The organism is Thioclava sp. F36-7 (genome assembly GCF_002020075.1).
Lineage (GTDB): Bacteria > Pseudomonadota > Alphaproteobacteria > Rhodobacterales > Rhodobacteraceae > Thioclava > Thioclava sediminum.
In genome coordinates this window covers 110,315-129,636 of the sequence record NZ_MPZR01000011.1, presented here as the reverse complement: position 1 = coordinate 129,636, position 19,322 = coordinate 110,315, and the positions used below count along the sequence as shown (strand labels likewise).

Sequence of the window (19,322 nt, the reverse complement as noted above, 5' to 3'; positions counted from 1 at the left end):
CCTTTGCATGAATTTGCGGTGACGATCAGTCTTCGGTCAGCGCGTCATCTTCAGACATTTTGTCGAATTCGAGCCCGTGGCTCGCGCGAATCTTGTCCTCGATCTCATAGGCGACATCGGGATGCTCGCGCAGGAAAGTCTTCGCGTTTTCGCGGCCTTGGCCGATCCGCTCGTCCCCGTAGGAATACCAGGCGCCAGCCTTGTCGACGACCCCGGCCTTGACGCCCAGATCGACCAGCTCACCCATCTTCGAGATGCCCTCGCCATACATGATGTCAAACTCGACCTGCTTGAACGGCGGGGCCACCTTGTTCTTAACCACTTTCACGCGGGTCTGGTTGCCCACCACCTCATCGCGATCCTTGATCGAGCCGATGCGGCGGATGTCGAGACGCACGGAGGCGTAGAATTTCAGCGCGTTGCCGCCCGACGTCGTCTCCGGCGAGCCGAACATAACCCCGATCTTCATCCGGATCTGGTTAATGAAGATCACCATGCAGTTCGAACGCCCGATCGAGGCGGTCAGCTTGCGCATTGCCTGGCTCATCAGACGGGCCTGCGCCCCCACGGTGTGATCGCCCATATCGCCTTCGATTTCAGCCTTCGGCGTCAGCGCCGCGACCGAGTCGACCACGACGAGACTGACCGCGCCCGAGCGCACCAGCGTGTCGACGATTTCCAGCGCCTGCTCGCCCGCGTCGGGCTGCGAGATCAGCAACTCGTCGAGATCGACGCCAAGCTTGCGCGCATATTGCGGATCGAGCGCGTGTTCAGCGTCGACGAAGGCGCAGACGCCACCCTTCTTCTGCTCTTCCGCGATCGCGTGCAGCGTCAGCGTCGTCTTGCCCGAGCTTTCCGGGCCATAGATCTCGACGATCCGGCCTTTCGGCAGCCCGCCGATGCCAAGCGCGATATCGAGGCCCAGCGAACCGGTCGAGGTCGCCTCGATCTCGCGCGCGGGCGTGTCGCCGCCGAGCTTCATGATCGAGCCTTTGCCGAATTGCCGCTCGATCTGCGCCAGCGCCGAGTCGAGCGCCTTTTGCTTGTCTGCCTTGGGAGATTTATCCATATCGAAAAGCTTCGCTACTGCCATTTGTCCGCTTCCTTATTTCACAGCGACGGCTGGTCGGCAATGCGACGCCCTCGCGCGAATGTTCACCTCATGTTCTGATCGCACTATGCGCACAGAACGTGAACATTACAACAAAATTTTCCACAACTCACTGAACCGCCAATTCGGTTAAGAAACGGTTTACCCGCGTCGGCCGAATGATTATCACCGGCTCAGTTAGGAGCTGACCCGCCAAGATGCTGATTTTCTGGACACAAAAACTCGTCTTCCTCGCCACGCCGAAGGCAGGTTCCTCTGCGGTCGAGACCGCGCTGGAGTCTTTGGCCGACGTCGCACTGACCCGTCCGGCTGTTCTCAAACACGCCTCGGCCCGCGATTTTCAGGATCATCTTGCGCCGTTGCTGTCGTCGAAGACCGAGGCCAGCTTCACCACGGTCGCGCTGATGCGCGAGCCGCTCGACTGGTTGCGGTCGCTCTATCGTTTTCGACTGCGCGATTTGATAGAGGAAAGCGACATTTCAGCCGGCTATTCCTTCGACCAATTCGCGCGCGACTACATCGAGGACCCGCGCGCAGGGTTCAGTGACGTGCCCAGTCAGGCCGCATTTCTGTGTGATGATGCGGGCACGCCGCTGGTGGACCGGATTTTTCCGTATGAGCGGATCGAGGATTTCGTTCATTTCCTCGAGGACCAGCTCGGCTTCGCCATCACCCTGCCCCGCGTAAACGTCCCCCCGGCAGTCGAGACCGGGCTCGCCCCCGAGACCGAGGCCGCGCTGCGGGTTGCGATGCAAGACGATCTTGCGCTCTATGATCGGGTCACCCGCGCCTTAGCGTGAGAGCAAGTCCTGCACCGTCGCGGTCAACTCGCTCAGCGAGAACGGTTTCGGCAGGAAGACCGAATCCGGTACGGGGGACGTTCCGTTCTGGAACACTTCCTCTGCATAGCCCGACATGAAGACCGTGCGCGTGCCCGGCCGCGCCTCGAGCGCGCGGCTGACCCAGCTTGGCCCATCGAGCCCGGGCATGATTACGTCGGTGACGAAGATATCGACCTGCAAATCCGCATCTTCGAGCAGTTCCAGCGCCTCTTCCGCGCTTTCGGCCTCCAGCACGGTGTAACCACACAGTTTAAGCGCGCGCGCGGCGAAGGCGCGCACCGGGGGCTCGTCCTCGACCAGAAGCACGGTCGCCTCGCCGGCAATCACGGGGGTCGCCTTTGTCGCGCACGGCGCAGCTTCCGCTTTGGGCATGACGAAAGGTGTCGTGGGGCCACGCGGGGCAGTTCGCGCCTCCGCGGCAGCGCCGTCGGCGCGCGGCGTATCGCTTTCGTCACCAGCTTCATAGGCGGGCAAAAGGATCGTGAAGCTCGTCCCCGTCCCCAGAACGGAATCGCAAAAGATATACCCGCCGGTCTGTTTCACGATGCCATAGGCGGTCGAAAGACCGAGCCCTGTACCCTCGCCGGTGCGTTTGGTGGTGAAGAAGGGCTCGAAAATCTTGCTTAATTTATCGGCCGCGATACCGGTACCGGTATCGGTGACCTTGATCGCAACATAGTCGCCCTTCGGCACAGCCACGCGGTCGCGGGTGCGGTTTTCGGCAAGGTGCACCGCGTCGGTCTCGATCCGGATCTCGCCCCCGCCGAGCATCGCGTCGCGCGCATTCACCACGAGGTTCATGATGACCTGTTCGAGTTGCCGCTTGTCCGCGCGCACCCGTCCGGGATCGCTTTCATGCTTGACGCTCAGGACGACCTTCTCGCCAACCAGCCGGTTGAGCAGATGGGTCAGATCGGAAAGCGTATCGCGCAGATCGAGGATCTCCGGCTTCAGCGTCTGCTTGCGCGAGAAGGCAAGCAATTGCCCCACAAGCGCGGCGGCGCGATTGGCATTCTGGCTGATCTGATCGAGATCGGCATAGTCGCCATCGCCCTTGTCGTGGCGCAGCATCAGCAGGTCGCAATGGCCCGAGATCGCGGTGAGCAGGTTGTTGAAATCATGCGCGACACCGCCTGCAAGCTGACCGATCGCCTGCATTTTCTGGCTTTGCACAAATTGCGCTTCGAGCGTCTTGAGCTGCGTCGCGTCGGACAGCACGGCGAGCAGCCCCGCACGCCCGTTTTCCACGATCCGCGAGAGTGTGACCTGAAGAAAGACCTCCTTGTCGCCGCGCCGAGCGCGTAGCACCTCGGGACGGCCATCGGCGCGGCCTGCGAGCGCGTCGTTCACCCAATCCGAGACTGGCCGCCCGAGCCCTTCGAGGAGGTCGGCAAGGCGGGTCTGAGGCTCGATCCCGCCAAGGAGGCCACGCGCGGCACGATTGGCTGCGCGCACCCGACCATGGGCCGACAGGCGCAACATAGCGACCGGCAGCGCCTCGAAATTCGCGCCTTCTTCGGCAGAGCGCGGCCCACCGATCGGGAGCAGATAAACCTCGGATCGACCGCCCACGCCTTCAAGCTGGGCCACGACCGCGGTGACGGGGCCATCCTCTCCCTTGATCTCGTGCTCTTCGCCCGAGCGCAGCGGCAGATCGGTGAAGATGCGATCGAGGGAGCGCACCCGCTCCCCCACGAGCCGCCGCAGCGCCTCGTTCATGAACAGGATCGTGCCGCCATTGGAGACGGTGAGCATCGGCAAGCTGATCGTTTCCGCGCCGCGCCCGCCAATCGTCCGTTCGGCCATATCTTCGAGCCGCCAGAGAAAATCGCCCGAGCCGATACGATGAACAGAGAGCCGCAGATGGCCGCGCCGGGTCACGAGATCCTCGCGCGCGGCCCCCGTCGCCTCTGCCTTGCTTTGCAGGCGGCGCAACACCGCGCCGGGATCGGCGAAAAGTTCCGCCAGGGTTCGCGCCAGGCCCTGCCCGCCGCGCGAGCCGAACCGCTCCACGGCGGCGCGGTTCTGATAGCCGATCTCGCCTTCGGGATCCGTAGTGAAGCTGGGGGCTGCGTCATGGGCGATGAAATTCGCGAGCGTTTCCTGCTGTCGTGCGCGCCGCCTTCGATCCTGCGCCAAGGCCAGACGCAGCCAGACCGCCGTTATCACGAGCGTCCCCGCGACGGAGAACATCGCCCAGGTCACCACCTCATCGGGCATCACGAAGGCAATCGCCGCCGCAATTCCCGCTGCAAGCAGCAAATAGACCGCACCCGGCGCCAGCGCCGCCATCGTCTTCGAGAGTGGCTGCAGCATCAATTCGTTCCGCCCCACGCTCGCCTCCCTGCCTGACAGATCGACCCCATAGCGCGGTAAAATAATTAAAACCCAATTAACGCGACTAGACTTTCAACTGACGATTGAGTCAATCACGGAGCCGTGAACCGGGCGACAAAAGTGGCAGAAAAATCAGAGCTGGAGCTGGGCTACGAAAAACCCGTCGCCACCGGAGAGCGGCGTGAATTGCCGCTGCGACACGAGCTCGCAGCCGTGACGCGTCACGAAATCGGCGATCTGCGCGCCATTCTCGACCGAGAGAAGCGAGCACGTCATGTAAACCAAACGTCCGCCGGGGGCGACGAGGTCGCGGGCGACGTCGAGAATTTCGCTCTGCAGGGCGACGAGTTCGGCCAGCCGCGCAGCACTCAGACGCCATTTCGCATCCGGCGCCCGGCGCCAGGTCCCCGAGCCCGAACAGGGCGCATCGACCAAGACGAGGTCATAGCCCGTCCCAGGATCGCCCGGCGCGCGCATGGCCACTTTCGTCCCGGCCCGTTTCGCACGGACGGGCAGATCGCGCATCCGCCCCGCATCGATGTCATGCGCGGCGATCTGCGCCTCGGGACAGGCTGCCGCCAGCGCCAGCGCCTTGCCCCCGCCACCCGCGCAATAATCAAGCACGCGTTGACCCGCCGCGATCGGCACAGACGCGATGGCCGCTTGCGACGCCGCATCCTGCAACTCCACCAGACCGTCCGTATAGGCCGCCGCCTGCTGAATGCGCCGCGCGCCTTCGCCAAGCTCCAGCGCGGTCTCTGCCAGCGGATGCGGGAACGCCTCGATCCCGTCCTTGGCGAGCGCGGCGATCGCCTCGGCACGGTCCGCTTTCGCAAGATTGACGCGCAAGAAGACCGGCGCGCGGGCGCGCATCGCCTCGGAAATGTCGTCGAAGTCCGGCCCGAGATCGGCGGCAAGCTGGTCGCGCAGCCAATCGGACCAGTCCAATTGCGCAATGTCGTCGGGCAAAGGCTTGGACAGGGCCGCGCGCTCCTCGTCGGAGAGAGGATCAGGCGCAAAGCCCTCGCCTGTGAAGACCGTTGCGGGATCGGTGCCCTGCAAACGGAGCAGCCCGGCGACCAAGGCGCGTCCCTGCGCCCCGCCCCCGGCAAGCGCGGCACTCGCCTTGCAGCGCAACACATCGAAGACGTGATCGCGGATCGCCGCGCGGTCCTTGGAGCCCGCGAACCGGTGGCCCCGCGCCCAGTTGGTCAGCGCACGCTCGGCCACCTCGCCCGTCTGGATGCGGTCGAGAATATCGATGGCGGCGGCATAGCGCGCGGCGGGCGTCATGGGCGAGCTCCGAATTAAGCTGTGGTCTTGGGGCGTTGTAGGCGGCGGCGGGGACCGGCGCAACGTCGCGCTGCAAAGACCGCAGCCCGAAGCATCGCGCGCCCAAATGTGTCGATTCCGATCAATTTCTGCCTCAATTTCGCAATTTCGCCATATTTACGCCGCGGTAGTTTCGCTTTTTGCAACTGGAGATAGTTAATCAACCGTTTTCAACCATGGGGCGTCCTGTCTTGAAGCGTTTAAAGAGTTTCTTCTCCGCCGAAGACGGCGCCACAACGATCGAAGCATTGCTCTGGCTGCCGTTGTTTATCGGGATGCTCGCCGCGACCGTCGACGTTTCCCTCATCTTCAACGCCCAGTCGCGGATCCTCGGTATCGTGCAGGATGTCGATCGCGCCTACTCGGTCGGGCGGTTCGAGAATGACGAGGACACGATGGCGCGTCTGCGCGCCCTGCTCCCCTATGACGAGACCACCTATACGGTCGACACGCAAGTCACCGACGGGATCATCGAGACCCGCGTCACGATCCCGATGTCCGAGCTCGTCGCTACAGGTCTTTTCACCAGAGTTCTCAACATGGACCTCACGGTCCACGACTACCGCTACATGGAGTCCTGACATGAACCGCGTAACGATTACCGATTTTACCGCTGAAGAAGATGGCGTGATCACCCAGCTTTCGCTGTTCTGGACGATCCTGTTCCTCGCTGTCGGCAGCCTCGCGCTCGACGTCTCGAACGGCTATCGCAATCGGGTGGTGATGCAGGACGCGGCCGATGCGGCGGCGCTCGGCGCGATGTATCTCTCCTCTGACCCGCTGATCACCTAAGACGAGGCGAAGACCCGTGCGGCCCAGCTGGCCCACTCCAACCTCGCCTCCGATGACGGGACTTCGGTGATCACCAAAGACGACGTGACCTTCGGCTATTACGACGCGACCAATCACCGCTTCGTCACGGATTACGCCGAAGACCTCGATCTGAGCCCGGCGGTCCGCGTGATGGCCCATCGCACGACCGAGCGCGCGAACGCCGCACCCACCTTCTTCGGCAAGGTGATCGGTCAGGACGGTTGGCAAATCAACACCGGCGCCGTGGCCGAAGCCTATCAGCCCGCCTGCCTCACCGAAGGTCTGGCCGCGAAAGGCGTGATCGACCTGCAATCGGGCAACAGCTTCGCTTCGGGCTTCTGCCTCTATGCGGCGCAATATGTTTCGCTCAATCAGAACAACCTCTTCGAGAGTGGCGCGATCGTGTCGATGCCCGACACCAGCAAGCTCGATATCCCCGCCTCGGGGTTCAAGCAGAATGACGGGCTGCAAGAGGCGCTGCGCACCTCGTTCTACAAGTTGCGCATCATCGACCGCATTCCCAAGATCATCGAGTCGATGCGGGACGGCACCGGCTATCTGCCCGCCTACATCACCAACAAGAGCCCGACCGTGCTGACCGGCACCAAGCTCGACACCACCGACTTCGAACCCGGCAATCTCTATGTGCTCAACTGTAATTCGAGCGTGACGATCTCGGTCCCGAATAAAGTCGACGACACCGTGACGACCGATCCCGCCGTGATCTCGGAAGTCGCTGTGATCGCGGATTGCCCGGTGAAATTCGGCAATGGCGTTGCACTCGAAAACGCGATCTTCGCGAACACCTCGACCGACGATCGTAGCTTCTCCGCTCCGCAAGGGCTGCGCATCGGGCGCGATGACAATTGCGCACCTGACGGCGGCGCGAAACTGATCACCATGGGCGGCGTCTCGTCCGCAGCGAAAATCTCCTTCTTCGGCGGCCAGATCCTCGCGGTGAAGGATGTGAGCTTCTCGGCACAGGCCGAGGGGATCGAAGGCGTCGCGATCGTCTCCGGCGGCAAGATCGACGGCACCTCGAACTCGCGCTTCGGTCATTGCGATACCGGAATGGAAGGCAATATCGAGATGAGCTACTTCCGGCTACGGATGTAACCGGCTCGCGGCGGGTCGCCAGACGCGCAAAGCGCGATTGAAACGATCCGCCCAAGATGGGATAGGAGAGGTTACGTTTTCGCCGCTCCTGTCTCACTCGCTCCGAGGTCGCCATGCCTGATCGCGCCGCTTCCGCGCAACCGCACTCCCTGCCGCGCGTCGTCGCAATCGGGTTCAACAAATGCGGCACGCGCTCGCTGGCCGAGCTGTTTCGCGCAGCAGGCCACCCCACCGTTCACCACAAGATCCGCGAAGGCCGCCCCGTGCCGCGTCGCATCGGCCGGGTGATGCGCGAGAACCTCGCCGCCGGGCGCAAGGTCTTCGCCAGCGCCGAGGATTTCACCTTCTATTGCGACCTGATCTACAGCGACGGCACGGTAACCTGGGAAGGTGCCACCGCCTTCCGCGAAATCCTGCGCGACTATCCCGACACGATCCTGCTGCTGAACTTCCGCGACCGCGAGGGCTGGATCGCCTCGCGCCTCAAGCATGGCCATGGCGAGTTTGCCAAGCGCGAACTGGCGGCACGAGGGCTGACCGATCTCGAAGTACTGAAGGATCAATGGCGCGCGGAATGGGATGCGCATCTGGCCGATGTGCGCGCCTATATGGCCGACAAGCCGGATCAATACGTGGAATTCGATCTCGACAATGACAGCGCCGACGACCTCGCGGCCCGCCTGCCCTCCTATGGGCTCGATGCGGCGGATTTGCAGGATATCGGGCGCACGCGCGGCAAGAAGATGCATCCGCTCAAGCGCTTGGCGAAAAAGCTCAACGCCCATCTGCGGCCGCGCTTCTTCCGCTGACCCCACCGATCCGCGATTGCACGGCCCCGCCCGCTGGGGCTATTGAGGGCGCGTAACTCAAAAAGGTGTCGCATGAAGAAACAGATCATCTGTATCCGCTGGGGTGAGAAATACGGCGTCGATTACGTCAACCGCCTCTACGGAATGGTCGCGCGCCATGTGACGCCGCCCTTCGATTTCTACTGCTTCACCGACACGTTCGAAGGGCTCGATCCCGGCATCACCGCGATGCCGCTGCCCGAACTCGATTGCGACATGCCCAATGTGCGTCAGGGCATCTGGGGCAAGTCGCGGCTTTGGCGCTCCGATCTGGGCGGGCTGTCCGGGCCGGTGCTGTTTCTCGACCTCGACGTGGTCGTGACCGGCAATCTCGATGCGATGTTCGAATATGGCGACCCCGACGACGTGATCCTGACCCGCAACCCGAACACCCCGTTCGAACGGCTGGGCCAGACCTCGCTCTACCGTTTCCCGATCGGCAAGCTGGCGCCACTGCGCGCGGAATTTCTCGCCGATCCGCAGGGCACGGCGGAGAAATACGTCTTCGAGCAGCGTTTCGTGACGCGGCGCACGCCGGGCGGCGTGAAGTTCTGGCCGAAGGGCTGGGTTGCGACCTTCAAGTGGCACTGCATCCGGCAATTCCCGATGAACTTCTTCGCGCCGCCGAAACTGCCGAAGGATGCGAAAGTCGTGATCTTCCCCGGCGGGTTGAACCCGATCGACGCGATCGAGGGGCGCTGGAACAGCCGCTCGACCCACATGACACCGATGGAGCATGTGAAGGCAGGCCTGCGCGGCGAACGGGACGGCTCGATGCTGCGCCACCTGCGCCACTTCCTCTGGCCCACGAAATGGGTCGAGGAGAACTGGCGCAAGGATCCTTAACCGGTGATCCCGAGGCGCGCGGCCAGATCGCGGGCGCGCGTATCCTCGACCGTATCGGCCTCGACGCTGTTGACCGTGCGCATCACCTTGCGCCGATAGGCCTCGCGCTTGGCCACAAGGTTCGGCCCGCGCGCGATCTTGGCCTCCAGATCGGCTTTCGAGCGCGTGTAATAGTGGTTCAGCTGCACGGCAGCGGTGGAGTAGAACTCCGGCTTGTCGCGCGCACTCATGTCGGATTTCACCCCGGCGTCGTTCCACGTCGCCTGCCCGCCCTCGGTCTCCATCGAATGGACGCGCAGCGCCGTCAGGCGGCACGGATCGACGAGCATCTTGAACGCCCGCAGCCCCGGCGCATCCCCCATCGGATCGCGCGCACGGGTGGTGAAATTGGCGAGCATCCCACCCTCAGGCGTCGTGTCATGGCCAGAGAAGCCGAACATGTGCCACGGCAGCGAGACATTCGGGATATCGCCCAGAGGCGCAAGTGCGGCGTTCAGATCGTCGCCCGCAGTGGGGATCAGGAATTCGTCCACGTCGATGAAGGCCATCCAGCGCACGTCGCTCCCGAAATTCCCTGCTGCATGGGCATAGGCGAGCACCTGATTGTGGATCTCGCGCCCCAGCCGGATATCGCTGAGCCGTTGTGCCCAGGGAATGATCGTGAGCGCCTCGGGCGGTAGCGCGCCTTGCAGCACCGCGCGGGTATCGTCCGTGCTTGCGTCATCATAGATCACGAAATGCCGCACGCCTGCCGCATGGTGGAACCGCGCCCATTCGCGGATGAACCGCGCCTCATTGCGCACGATCGCAGCAATCGCGATGCCATGACGGTCCGGACGCGGCTCGGGCGTGGTGATCCCGAGCTTCGAGATTTTCGCCCGGCCCAGCAGTTTTCGCAGCATTCGCGCCTCCCGTCCGAGTCACGAACGGGACGCCCCCGCTCAGTCGTCGGATTTGTAGCTGTAGCGGTAGTTATAATGATATTGGTAATGGCCGCCATAGCGCTCACTCGCCTCGGCCTTGAAGCCGTTGAGGACCGCACCGGTAATCGACGTGCCCGCCGCTTCGAAGCTCGCCTGCACCGCGCGCACCGCGCCCTGCATCGTCTCGAGATGGCGCGCGACCGCGATGCTCGCGCCCACAGAGCGTCCGATCACGACCGGGTCGGTCACGGCCAGCGCGGGCGGAGCGTCGACGATGATCAGATCGAATTCGCTGTCGAGCTGGCGCAGCATGGTGCCGAACTCGGCCCGCATCAGCAGTTCCGATGGGTTCGGTGGGTAACGGCCCGAGGTGATGACTTTCAGCCCCTCGACCGGCCCGTCGCGCATCACCTCGGCCAGGGATTTCTCATGGCCGAGATAGTCGGACAGGCCTTCCACCGTTTTCGGCAGATGCAGGAAGCGCGCGAGGTAGCCTTTGCGCATATCCGCATCGATCACGCAGACCCGCTGCCCTGCCTGCGCCGCGACCACGGCGAGGTTGATCGACATGAAGGTCTTGCCGACGCCCGGCGCGGCGGAGGTAATCTGGATCGAGTTGGTCTGCGCATCCAGCAGCCCGAAATGCAGTGAGGTGCGCAAGGAGCGCAGCGCCTCGGTCGCGACCGCCTCGGGGTGCTCCAATGCGAAGATCGGGAGGTCCCCCTTACGGTTGCGCAGATCGGCGGCTTCCTGTGCGAAAGGCACGGTTGCGAAGACCGGAAGGCCGAGCGCCTCGATCTCTTCAGCACCCTTGATCCCCCGGCGCAGCGCGCGACGGATCAGCACGATGGCCGCCCCGATGATCAGGCCGAGGATCGCTGCGAGGGCCACGATCCGAGATTTGCGCGGCGCGACCGGGATCGTGCTCGCATAGGCTTTGTCGATCACGCGCACCGATCCCACCGTGGAGGCGCGCACAACCTTCAGTTCCTGCGAGCGGTTCAGCAGCTGCGTGTAGACCTGCTGCGCCACTTCGAGATTGCGCTGCAGGTTGAAGATGTCCTTCTGCGTCTCCGGCAGACCTTGGGTCGCCTTCTTCGCCTGATCGAGCTGCGCCTGCAGCTCTTTGCGGTTCTGCAGCAGCGCCTGATAGGCCGGGTGATTGACCGTGTACTGGTTCTTCAGCTCCGCCTCTTTCAGATCGAGCGCGGACAGTTCCCCTTCGATCTTGGTGACGCGTTCCAGCAGGGCCTGCGTCTCGTATTTTACGTCGACCGACTTTTGCTTCTGACGATAGGCATTCAGCGCCTGCTCCGCGTCGGACACGTTCTGGCGGGCGTCGGGAAGCTGCTTTTCGATGAAATCGAGGCTGTTCTCGGCGGAGGCCGAATTGCGCTCGATATTCTGTTCCACGAAGGAGGTCGCGATCGCATTCAGGATCGCTTCGGCCCGCTGCCGATCGGTGTCCTGATACGAGGTCTGAAGGATGTTCGAGCCGCGCGGACTTTCGGAGACCGAGAAATTCGCCTTCATCGTCTTGATCGCGGCGTTGAGCGATTGCCGCCCGACGAAGAATTCCCGACCGGCCGGGGCATCCATCGACGCCACGGCCAAGGTAAAGTCTCCATCACGTGCCGTGATCTCATGGCCCACCGTGCCAGCGAGATCGGTCCCGTCCGGCAGCGTGACTTCGTAGCTATCCGCACCGGTGACGCGCAGGTCGATCATCTCGCCCAGCCATTGCTCCGGCACCTTCATCCGCCCGATCTGAAGGCTCTCAGTCCCCCATTGATACTGATCGAGCAAACCCGGATCCGGCAGATGCAGATTGGTCGGCAGGAGTCCGATCACCGGCAAGCGCCGCGGGATCACGAAATTCTGCAGATTGAGCTTGTTGGCCGCCTCCCCCAGAACGAGCCGCGAAGACATGATCGCGATCTGGGTTTCCGCCTCCGATTTGCCGCCACCGTCGCTACCGAGAATGTCCTGCATCGAGGTCGGGAGTGCCGCCAACGCGTTTTGCGATTGCTCAAGCTGCAAGAGACCGGTGGCCTGATAGATCACCGGTTTGCGCAGCGCGATGAAGGCACCGAGGCTCACGGCGATGACGAAGGCCAGCGCGATCCATTTCCAGCCCGCCAGAAGCGCGCCAGCCAGCGCCATCAGGTCGATCTCGTCATCCTCGACTTCGGGCTGCGCGGCGTGTTTCTGCGTCATTTCGGAAATTTGCTTCATCTGTCCCGTTCAAACTCTCAAATGCTTATTCAAAACCGCGCCTATGCCGCCGTGACGCGGATCAACGTTTCGGTGCGAGCCGCGAGACCCATGCCTCGCTCGCGGCGGAAATCTCGGTGAAGGCCTTGCGATGGGCGTCGATCGGTTCCCGGTAGGGGTCGGCGATCCCTTTGCCTCCCATCCATTGATCGAACAGCATCACCCGCCCGCCCAGTTGCGGCGCCCGACGCGAGATCTCGCGCTTGTGGCCCGCCTCCATCACGAGGATCAATTCGTGCTCGGCGCCGATTTCGGCGGTGAACTGGCGCGCGACGTGACCGTCGAGGCTCAGCCCGTGTTCCGCACAGACCTCGGTCATGGTCTTGTCAGCACTCGCGCCAACAACCGCGCCGATGCCCGCCGAGCTGACCTTGCAGTCCGGCAGGGCCGCGGCCAGAAGCCGTTCGCCCACCGGGGAGCGGCAGATATTGCCGACGCAGACGACGAGGATGGATCCGACTTTCGCCATGGATCAGTTCGCGAGCGCGGAGGCCGCGCGCGCCGTGCTCAGCGTCGGAAGGATGTTGGAGACCACGCGGTTCCATTTCGCGACTGGTGCGGTCGTGACATAGACGACGTCCTGCGGATGCAGGAAGAATTTCGTGCCGACCACGTAGGCCGCCGCGCTCGACGTATCGAGCTGGAACACGATCACCCCGCTCGGGCTGTCGCGGAACACGAAGACACCGCGCGCATCGGCCTGATTGGTGTTCAGCCCGCCGACGGAGGTGACGGCTTCGGTGAGGCTCACGTCATCCTTGGTCAAGTCGATCGGGCCGGGTTTCACCAACTGCCCCAGGAGATAGGCTTCGAGCTTCGTCGCGCGCTGCACCGAGACGACATCGCCATTGCGCAGCACGGGGTTGTTCGAGGCGATGCCCTGGTTGAGGAAGGCCTGCAGGTCGACCGCGTAGCTGCGCCCGCCGCGGCGGACGAGCACCTGGCGCGCATCGGCCGTCTCATTCAGGCCGCCCGCCTCGTTGATCGCATCAAGCAGCGTAAGCGACTTGGAGGTCAGCGGGATCCGGGCAGGCTTGCCCACCTCGCCGGTGACGGAGACGGTCTGCGAGTTGTAGCCCACGACGCGCACCGACACCTGCGGCGAGGGAATGAACTCCTTCAGCTGGCGCGAGAGATCGGCGCGCACCTGCTCCGGCGTGCGGCCCGCGGCGCGCACATTGCCGACATAGGGATAGTAGAAGGTGCCGTCCGAATTGACGCGCAGACCACCCTCGGCGGGCGTCCGGGTCGAGCCCGCGGGCGAGGTCAGCTCGGGATGCTCATAAACCACGATATCAAGCAGGTCGCCCGGCCCGATCCGGTAGTTCCAGTAGTCGCTCGAGGGCAGCGTCGTGCGTCCGCCGCTCAGATCGGACGGTGCGCCGAAGGTGGCAACATTGGCGAGGCTGAGCCGAACGATCGCGACATCGCCCGCCGCCGGATCCTCGACGGAACTGACATTGCGGGTGTTGACCGGAAAATTTGTGGTCGAGGTGTCGCAGGAGGCCAAAAAGAGCAACGCGCAAAGCGCCGCGAAAATCCTCGTCATTGCCCCCATCGTGCCCTCCTGAGCCTCATAACCTATGCCTGCCACCCATTCCTCGGCCAAGGGACCTGAGACGGGCTTCATCTAGCGCCTCTGAATAGAGAAGCTGTCGCTGTTTTCAACCGCCCATTCATACTTCGGCATGAATCGCCCGCCAAACCGTTCAACCTTGTGGCGAGCAGCGCACAGCGTGAAACCGGATTGATTTCATCGCGTTCGTGACACCGTTCAGGCGACGCCACGTCACCCCAGACCTCACGTAGAGGTGATGAGGCGTTGTCGCGAATACTCGCCTAAGGCGTGTGAAAGGACGTTGACCCCCGGGAACAAAGTTAAGTATCTCTATCGACGGTATTCGTACGATTTTCATTATTTTTCACCCTATCGCGTTAGCAAAATATTAAGATTTGCCGCCGCGATAATGATTTTTATTGCCGGGGGGCAGTGTATGATTGGTCTTGAGTATTTTGTGACAGCTTTTGTTGCGTCGCTGTTAATGGCGGTCCTGATCGTTGCGACCAAGAGCTTTCATGGCAAACTCACGCTCGACGGCGATCATGGTATCCAGAAAATCCACGCAGCTCCAACTCCGCGCATCGGGGGCTTTGCGCTCCTCGCAGGCGCTTTGGCTGCGGGTCTGACGCTCGATGCGCAGACGCAGGCGCTCTGGTGGACGATCTGCCTTTGCGCCATTCCCGCCTTCGGCTCCGGCGCGATCGAGGACATAACCAAGAAAGTCTCCGCCAAGTGGCGCCTAATCGCCACCGTGTGCGCCGGGCTGATCTTCTGCCTCGTATCCGGCTATCATATTCATCGCTCGGACATTCCCGGCCTCGACTACGTGCTGCTCCACTACCCGGCCTTCGGCATCGCGCTCAGCGCCATCGCGATCGGCGGGATCGCCAATTCGCTCAACATCATCGATGGCGTGAACGGGCTCGCTTCCGGCTCCGCGATCATTGTTTTCTCCGCCTTCGCGGTGATCGCTGGACAGACCAATGACGGACCGATCCTCGCGATTTGTCTGCTGATGATCGGCTCGATTGCGGGGTTCTTTGTGATGAATTTCCCCTCCGGCAAGCTGTTTTACGGCGATGCCGGGGCCTATGCGACGGGGTTCGTGCTCGCGGTGATCGGAATTGTCCTTCCCGCCCGAAATCATGAGATTTCCCCGCTGATCGCCGTACTCGCACTCGCCTATCCGTGGATCGAAACCGTGGTCTCCATTCGCCGTCGCATGAAGCGGGACGGCACGCATCCTGGGGCGGCGGACCGCCTGCATCTCCACAGCCTCGTCTATCGCAGCCGCGCGAAACGAATCGCCGAGTCGCTCGGACGCCCGGAGATGCGCAATCCGATCACCTCGGTTGTGCTCTGGTCGCTCAGCTTGATCGCATGTTCCATCACTGTGCTCAGCGCGACCTCCCCCGCAGCCCTCGGTGCAGGCGTGGGCGTGGTCTTCGTCTGCTACATGCTGATCTACCGCCGCGTCGCGCTTGGCAGCAAATTGCGTCGAGCGATGGCGACTTCCCGCCGTGAACGGGTAAAAATCTAACGCAAATAGGCCCTTATCAACTCGGGCCTCAAGGTGGCGCAGCATGTCTGCGTGTATCTTTTCAGGTGGCGCCGAGCGCTGATTGGCGCATTGAGTCTTACCTATCCTGCGCGGATCGGCGCTCGTCACCACCTCGCCGGGGCCGTAACCGGCCCAAGCGGTCCCTACTTAGCCACCTCGCGATACGGCGCTTCGTCCTGCATAGGTGCAACACTCTCGCAGAGCATCATCCACACCAGAGCCGCGAGAGGAAAAATTGCGAGTCCCGTAAGCATCGCGTGAATCCCCATTCACCTCATACCCGTCACAAATATGTCATATCACAGGATGCGCGAATCGGCATGAAATAAAGTTGCTGGAGCCGCTGTCCATTTGGACAGTTTCTCTGGCCTGACTTAGGTTTAGCCCGAATCAAAAAGGCCCCGCAGATGCGGGGCCCTTCTTATTCTCGGCTCGAACGGATCAGTTCGTGCCGTTGGTCCCGTTGGTCCCATTGGTACCGCCGCCGCTGCCCATCGCAGCCGCTGCAAGACCGACACCAATGATCACCGCTGCGACCGGGGTGGCGCCGCTAAGAGTGCTCTTCGTCGCCTTGGGCGTGCAAGTCACAGCGACGTTCCCGTCGGCGTTGTAAAGGGCATCGGAAACGGCCGTTTCACAAACGTTATTGGCTTTTGCCCAAGCGACGAGCGCGTCATGGCTGAGATTGGCCGGCGCTTGCAGATCCTGGGCCGCACCCGGAAGGGCGCCGGCGAGAGTAGCTGCCACTGCAATGGCACCGGTAAAGAACTTCGTCATCGAAACCTCCGATTAGGTTGGGATAGGTAAGACATGATAATCTTATATTAATCTTTTGGTGAACCATAGGGTTAATTAATCCCGAACGGTTCAACCGGCTTAGTTGAGCACACCAATCGCGATCTGCCCGACAGTAGGGGAAACCCATTGCCGCCCGGCTTGGATCCGTCCCTTTTTATTGGTCCAATAAATATTGGTGACGGTCATTTTCGGATTGCTGCATTTTTCTTCGTGACGCAGCAAATTCTGCCCCGCGAGGGTTTCGTTTCCGGCTGTCGTCATTTCGCAGCCAAGCAGGACATAATCGGAATGGTTGTCCGCCGTGAGGAAACGGTAGGTCCTGCGATAGGCGCCGATCTTCGTCCCGCGAAGGGCGGCGAGCGTCGGTCCGGAATCCGCGGCCATCAGATCATCGCCTAAACCTCTGGTTGCAACCACCACGCCACGATCCACGGACACCGTGATGTCGTCATCCGTGCGCCAGGTCTCGACCGTACCGTTACGCCCGGCCAGAGACAGGGTCGCATTGGCGTCGCGCGACGGGATGACCACTTCGAGACCGCGCGCAGGAGCGGTCTGCGTCACAACCTTCACGCCGACGCCCTCGCCTTGAGCTGTAGCAGTCGGCGCAGTCGCGCCCTGCCCCGCGGAACGGCTGCCCGAGAGCGTCACGGTATTGCTCAGATTTTCGAGCTGCGCACAGCCCCCCAGCGCCAGCAGCGCCGCACCGAAAACGAGTGATCTCATCGCCAGAACCGCTCCCAATTGCCGTCGAAGGAGGCGGGCTGATCCTCGCGCACCATCCCGTAAAGCCGGTTCGACACCCCCAGCCGCGCCCCGCCATCGCGCACGATCGGCTGAATCACCGTCGAATAACGTTGCTTCGTCGTTTGACCCGTCGCCCAGTGCAGCGGGATCGTGATCATGAAGCCCTTGTCGAAGGAGCCCTCGCCGAAATCTGCCGAGGACACATCGGTCTTCGTCGCATAGACACCGACCTTCCAGCCATTGTCGAAAACGCGCGAGAAGCTCAGCGTCGCCCCCCAGTCGCCCGCCAGATACCGGCCCACATCGAGCTGCGTATAGAACTGGTCGGTGAACTGGTAATAGGCCGACAGATGGCCCGTCGTGACCTCGTAATCGCGCAGATCGAACCGCTGGTCATAGCCGCGCTGGCGCACCCGGTTGAGCTCAGCCCCGAGCGCGAGACGGCTGTGTTCGGGTGCCCAGAGCAGCTCGGTCGAGACGCCCGCGAACATCGGCTCCAGATAGCCCGCAGTCACACGCCCGAAGAGATCGCGACCGGGACGGAAGAAATAGGCCCCCGTCAGTTCGGGAACCGTGGGGCCGGAATTCTTGTAATAGAGCCACGCATCCGAGCGCACATGCGGCAGCACCGAATCCGAGGGCCGGTTCGCCTGATTGAGATTGCCGATTACCTTCTGGTTCACGCGCCCGGACAGCAGCAGGCCCGGTGCGATCTCGTATTGCGCATTGACGCTGACACCCAGATCGGCGCGCATCGGATCGTCGGGATCGAACAGGCCCGGGCGCAGATACGGCCCGACATTCCACGAAAAGCGGGGATAGGTCCCGGGCGCTACCGGAAGGTGAGCGGGCGCACCATCGATCTGCGCATGGGCCCGCATCAGCTCGCCGCCGACCGGGTGAAATTCATAGGCCTCGAGATCGTTACGGCGGATCGTCGTGGTCGAGACGGGCTGCGAATTTTCCGACAGAGTGATCGCGAAGCGGTCGACGCTCGCCGGGGCCTGCGCACTCAGCACGCGGGCCGCGCGCCCAATCGCCTCGGGCGGCGCGTTGTAGCGATCGTTGCGGATCTGGATCGCGAGGGTGGAGCCATTGAGCTTCGCGCCTTCCAGCACGAGGCCTTGCTGCGCCAAGCCCGGGCGGAGTTTCGCCGCGAGATAGGCCGGATCGTTCGTCCAGCTTTGCGCGGCCTCGACGCCCGCCCGCGGCACGACCGGCGGCGGCGCGTCATTGAGCCCGCTCGGATGGGCGTTGTGTTTGGGGTTCAGCGCGTAGCTTAGCTGCACGCTCAGATCGGTGCCGTAGAGATAGCCCGCCGTGATCGAGGCGTTGTCGCTGAGCTTGTATTGCGCGGCGATATTGATCGGAGATTTGCGATCGAAGGTCGGGCCGTCCTCGCGGGTATAGGCGTCGGAGGAATATTCCGCCATCAGACGCAGCCGGTCCGTCGCCTGCCATTCGACGCCCGCAAACAGCGCCGCATCCCCGGTAAACCATTGCTGCGGCTGGAAAGTCCCGCCCTGCGCCCCGGTGCGTTCGCCGCGTGTCTTGAAGTGATCTCCCAGCACGCCCAGCGGATTGTCGAAGCCGTTGTTCGACCCAAGCCGCCCCCAGCCGATCCCTGCCGTCGCGCGCAGTTTCGGCGTGACCGACTTGGTCGCCACCACATATTCGCCGGAATAGACACCGGTGCCGGTCATGTCGTTGAGGCCAATGGCCATCGCGGGCCGAAGGCGGCCCTCGTCGAGGAAACGATACTGGATCGAGAAGCTGCGGTCGTAGAGCGTATCGCCGCCCATGTAGTTCTTGATCGTCGAATACCGGAAGCCTGCCGACAGGCGCGGTGTGATCTGGAACGCGGCCGAGACGCGGGTTTGTCCTGCGAAGGTGAAGACGTTGAAGCCCAGCTCCGCATCTTCGCGGCTGCCCGCGACAGGCATGTCGATCAGGCCGGGGATGCCATAGCTGTTATAGCCCCACGCGCGATCGGCGGATTGCGCGCAGGCGGGACCAAACCCGACCCCTGCGAGCGCGCTGCTCGCCATCGCGAGGAAGAGGAAACGGGAGCGGTAGGGGCGTACCAACATGTCTGCAAAAATCCGGCTCGGTCACAATCAATCGGAGACCTAGCAGAGAGTCGCACTCCTCCGAAACGCGAATTCACGCTTTCTTAAGGAGCTGTCGCAGATTTGCACAGACGGGTGGCGGTG

At 62.8% G+C, this 19,322-nt stretch carries 16 protein-coding genes and 1 pseudogene; 7 read left to right on the top strand and 10 right to left on the bottom strand.

Translation table 11 applies throughout. From position 1 onward, the window contains the following. Positions 1 to 25: 25 nt before the first annotated feature. Positions 26 to 1,093, bottom strand: coding sequence for a recombinase RecA (recA, locus tag BMI89_RS18270; protein WP_078550501.1), 1,068 nt, complete (start codon positions 1,091 to 1,093; stop codon positions 26 to 28). Between the two features lie 215 nt (positions 1,094 to 1,308). Here recA and BMI89_RS18265 point away from each other — a divergent pair, with 215 nt between their 5' ends. Next, on the top strand, positions 1,309 to 1,911 hold the full coding sequence (locus BMI89_RS18265; RefSeq protein ID WP_078572266.1) for a hypothetical protein: 603 nt from the start codon (positions 1,309 to 1,311) through the stop codon (positions 1,909 to 1,911). Here BMI89_RS18265 and BMI89_RS18260 read toward each other — a convergent pair. Both BMI89_RS18260 and BMI89_RS18255 read right to left on the bottom strand, forming a co-directional pair. After that, positions 1,903 to 4,269 (bottom strand): ATP-binding protein, encoded by a 2,367-nt coding sequence (locus tag BMI89_RS18260; RefSeq protein WP_078572283.1) that lies wholly within the window; start codon positions 4,267 to 4,269, stop codon positions 1,903 to 1,905. The genes BMI89_RS18265 and BMI89_RS18260 overlap by 9 nt on opposite strands. 153 nt (positions 4,270 to 4,422) lie before the next feature. Next, complete coding sequence (locus tag BMI89_RS18255) at positions 4,423 to 5,583, bottom strand: RsmB/NOP family class I SAM-dependent RNA methyltransferase (RefSeq protein ID WP_078572265.1); 1,161 nt, start codon at positions 5,581 to 5,583, stop codon at positions 4,423 to 4,425. 230 nt (positions 5,584 to 5,813) lie between these two features. Here BMI89_RS18255 and BMI89_RS18250 point away from each other — a divergent pair, with 230 nt between their 5' ends. The 5 genes and pseudogenes from BMI89_RS18250 (at position 5,814) to BMI89_RS18230 (ending at position 9,245) form a co-directional block, all read left to right on the top strand. Beyond that, positions 5,814 to 6,203 (top strand): TadE/TadG family type IV pilus assembly protein, encoded by a 390-nt coding sequence (locus BMI89_RS18250; RefSeq protein WP_165756979.1) that lies wholly within the window; start codon positions 5,814 to 5,816, stop codon positions 6,201 to 6,203. 1 nt (position 6,204) lies between these two features. After that, entirely contained in the window at positions 6,205 to 6,414 is a 210-nt protein-coding gene (locus BMI89_RS20945; protein WP_168176834.1) for a pilus assembly protein TadG-related protein, read from the top strand. Between the two features lie 24 nt (positions 6,415 to 6,438). Next, positions 6,439 to 7,551, top strand: a pseudogene (locus tag BMI89_RS18240) (TadG family pilus assembly protein); the annotation flags it as partial. 113 nt (positions 7,552 to 7,664) lie between these two features. Next, on the top strand, positions 7,665 to 8,360 hold the full coding sequence (locus BMI89_RS18235) for a sulfotransferase (RefSeq protein WP_078572262.1): 696 nt from the start codon (positions 7,665 to 7,667) through the stop codon (positions 8,358 to 8,360). Between the two features lie 72 nt (positions 8,361 to 8,432). Continuing rightward, a complete protein-coding gene (locus BMI89_RS18230; protein WP_078572261.1) occupies positions 8,433 to 9,245 on the top strand; it encodes a glycosyl transferase in 813 nt (270 codons plus the stop codon). Here the strand turns inward: BMI89_RS18230 and BMI89_RS18225 are convergent. The 4 genes from BMI89_RS18225 to BMI89_RS18210 form a co-directional block, all read right to left on the bottom strand. Further along, a complete protein-coding gene (locus BMI89_RS18225; protein WP_078572260.1) occupies positions 9,242 to 10,147 on the bottom strand; it encodes a glycosyltransferase family 92 protein in 906 nt (301 codons plus the stop codon). The genes BMI89_RS18230 and BMI89_RS18225 overlap by 4 nt on opposite strands. 39 nt (positions 10,148 to 10,186) lie before the next feature. After that, on the bottom strand, positions 10,187 to 12,403 hold the full coding sequence (locus BMI89_RS18220; protein WP_246832070.1) for a polysaccharide biosynthesis tyrosine autokinase: 2,217 nt from the start codon (positions 12,401 to 12,403) through the stop codon (positions 10,187 to 10,189). Positions 12,404 to 12,464: 61 nt separating this feature from the next. Then, complete coding sequence (locus tag BMI89_RS18215) at positions 12,465 to 12,911, bottom strand: low molecular weight protein-tyrosine-phosphatase (protein ID WP_078572259.1); 447 nt, start codon at positions 12,909 to 12,911, stop codon at positions 12,465 to 12,467. A gap of 3 nt (positions 12,912 to 12,914) precedes the next feature. Next, the gene (locus BMI89_RS18210; RefSeq protein WP_246832069.1) at positions 12,915 to 14,072 is read right to left on the bottom strand and encodes a polysaccharide biosynthesis/export family protein; all 1,158 of its coding nucleotides are present in this window, start codon (positions 14,070 to 14,072) and stop codon (positions 12,915 to 12,917) included. A 229-nt stretch (positions 14,073 to 14,301) separates the two neighbouring features. On the opposite strand from BMI89_RS18210, the gene BMI89_RS18205 reads away from it, so the two are divergent. Then, positions 14,302 to 15,543 carry a glycosyltransferase gene (locus BMI89_RS18205; RefSeq protein ID WP_246832068.1) on the top strand — a complete coding sequence of 414 codons (1,242 nt, stop codon included), beginning with the start codon at positions 14,302 to 14,304 and terminating at the stop codon, positions 15,541 to 15,543. A gap of 462 nt (positions 15,544 to 16,005) precedes the next feature. Here the strand turns inward: BMI89_RS18205 and BMI89_RS18200 are convergent, their stop codons facing one another. The 3 genes from BMI89_RS18200 to BMI89_RS18190 all read right to left on the bottom strand — a co-directional run bounded on the left by BMI89_RS18200 (position 16,006) and on the right by BMI89_RS18190 (position 19,199). Further along, positions 16,006 to 16,341 (bottom strand): hypothetical protein, encoded by a 336-nt coding sequence (locus BMI89_RS18200; protein WP_078572257.1) that lies wholly within the window; start codon positions 16,339 to 16,341, stop codon positions 16,006 to 16,008. 99 nt (positions 16,342 to 16,440) lie between these two features. Beyond that, positions 16,441 to 17,106 (bottom strand): YjbF family lipoprotein, encoded by a 666-nt coding sequence (locus tag BMI89_RS18195; protein WP_143593943.1) that lies wholly within the window; start codon positions 17,104 to 17,106, stop codon positions 16,441 to 16,443. Beyond that, a complete protein-coding gene (locus BMI89_RS18190) occupies positions 17,085 to 19,199 on the bottom strand; it encodes a YjbH domain-containing protein (RefSeq protein ID WP_078572255.1) in 2,115 nt (704 codons plus the stop codon). Before BMI89_RS18190 ends, BMI89_RS18195 begins: the two co-directional genes overlap by 22 nt. Between the last annotated feature and the right edge of the window lie 123 nt (positions 19,200 to 19,322).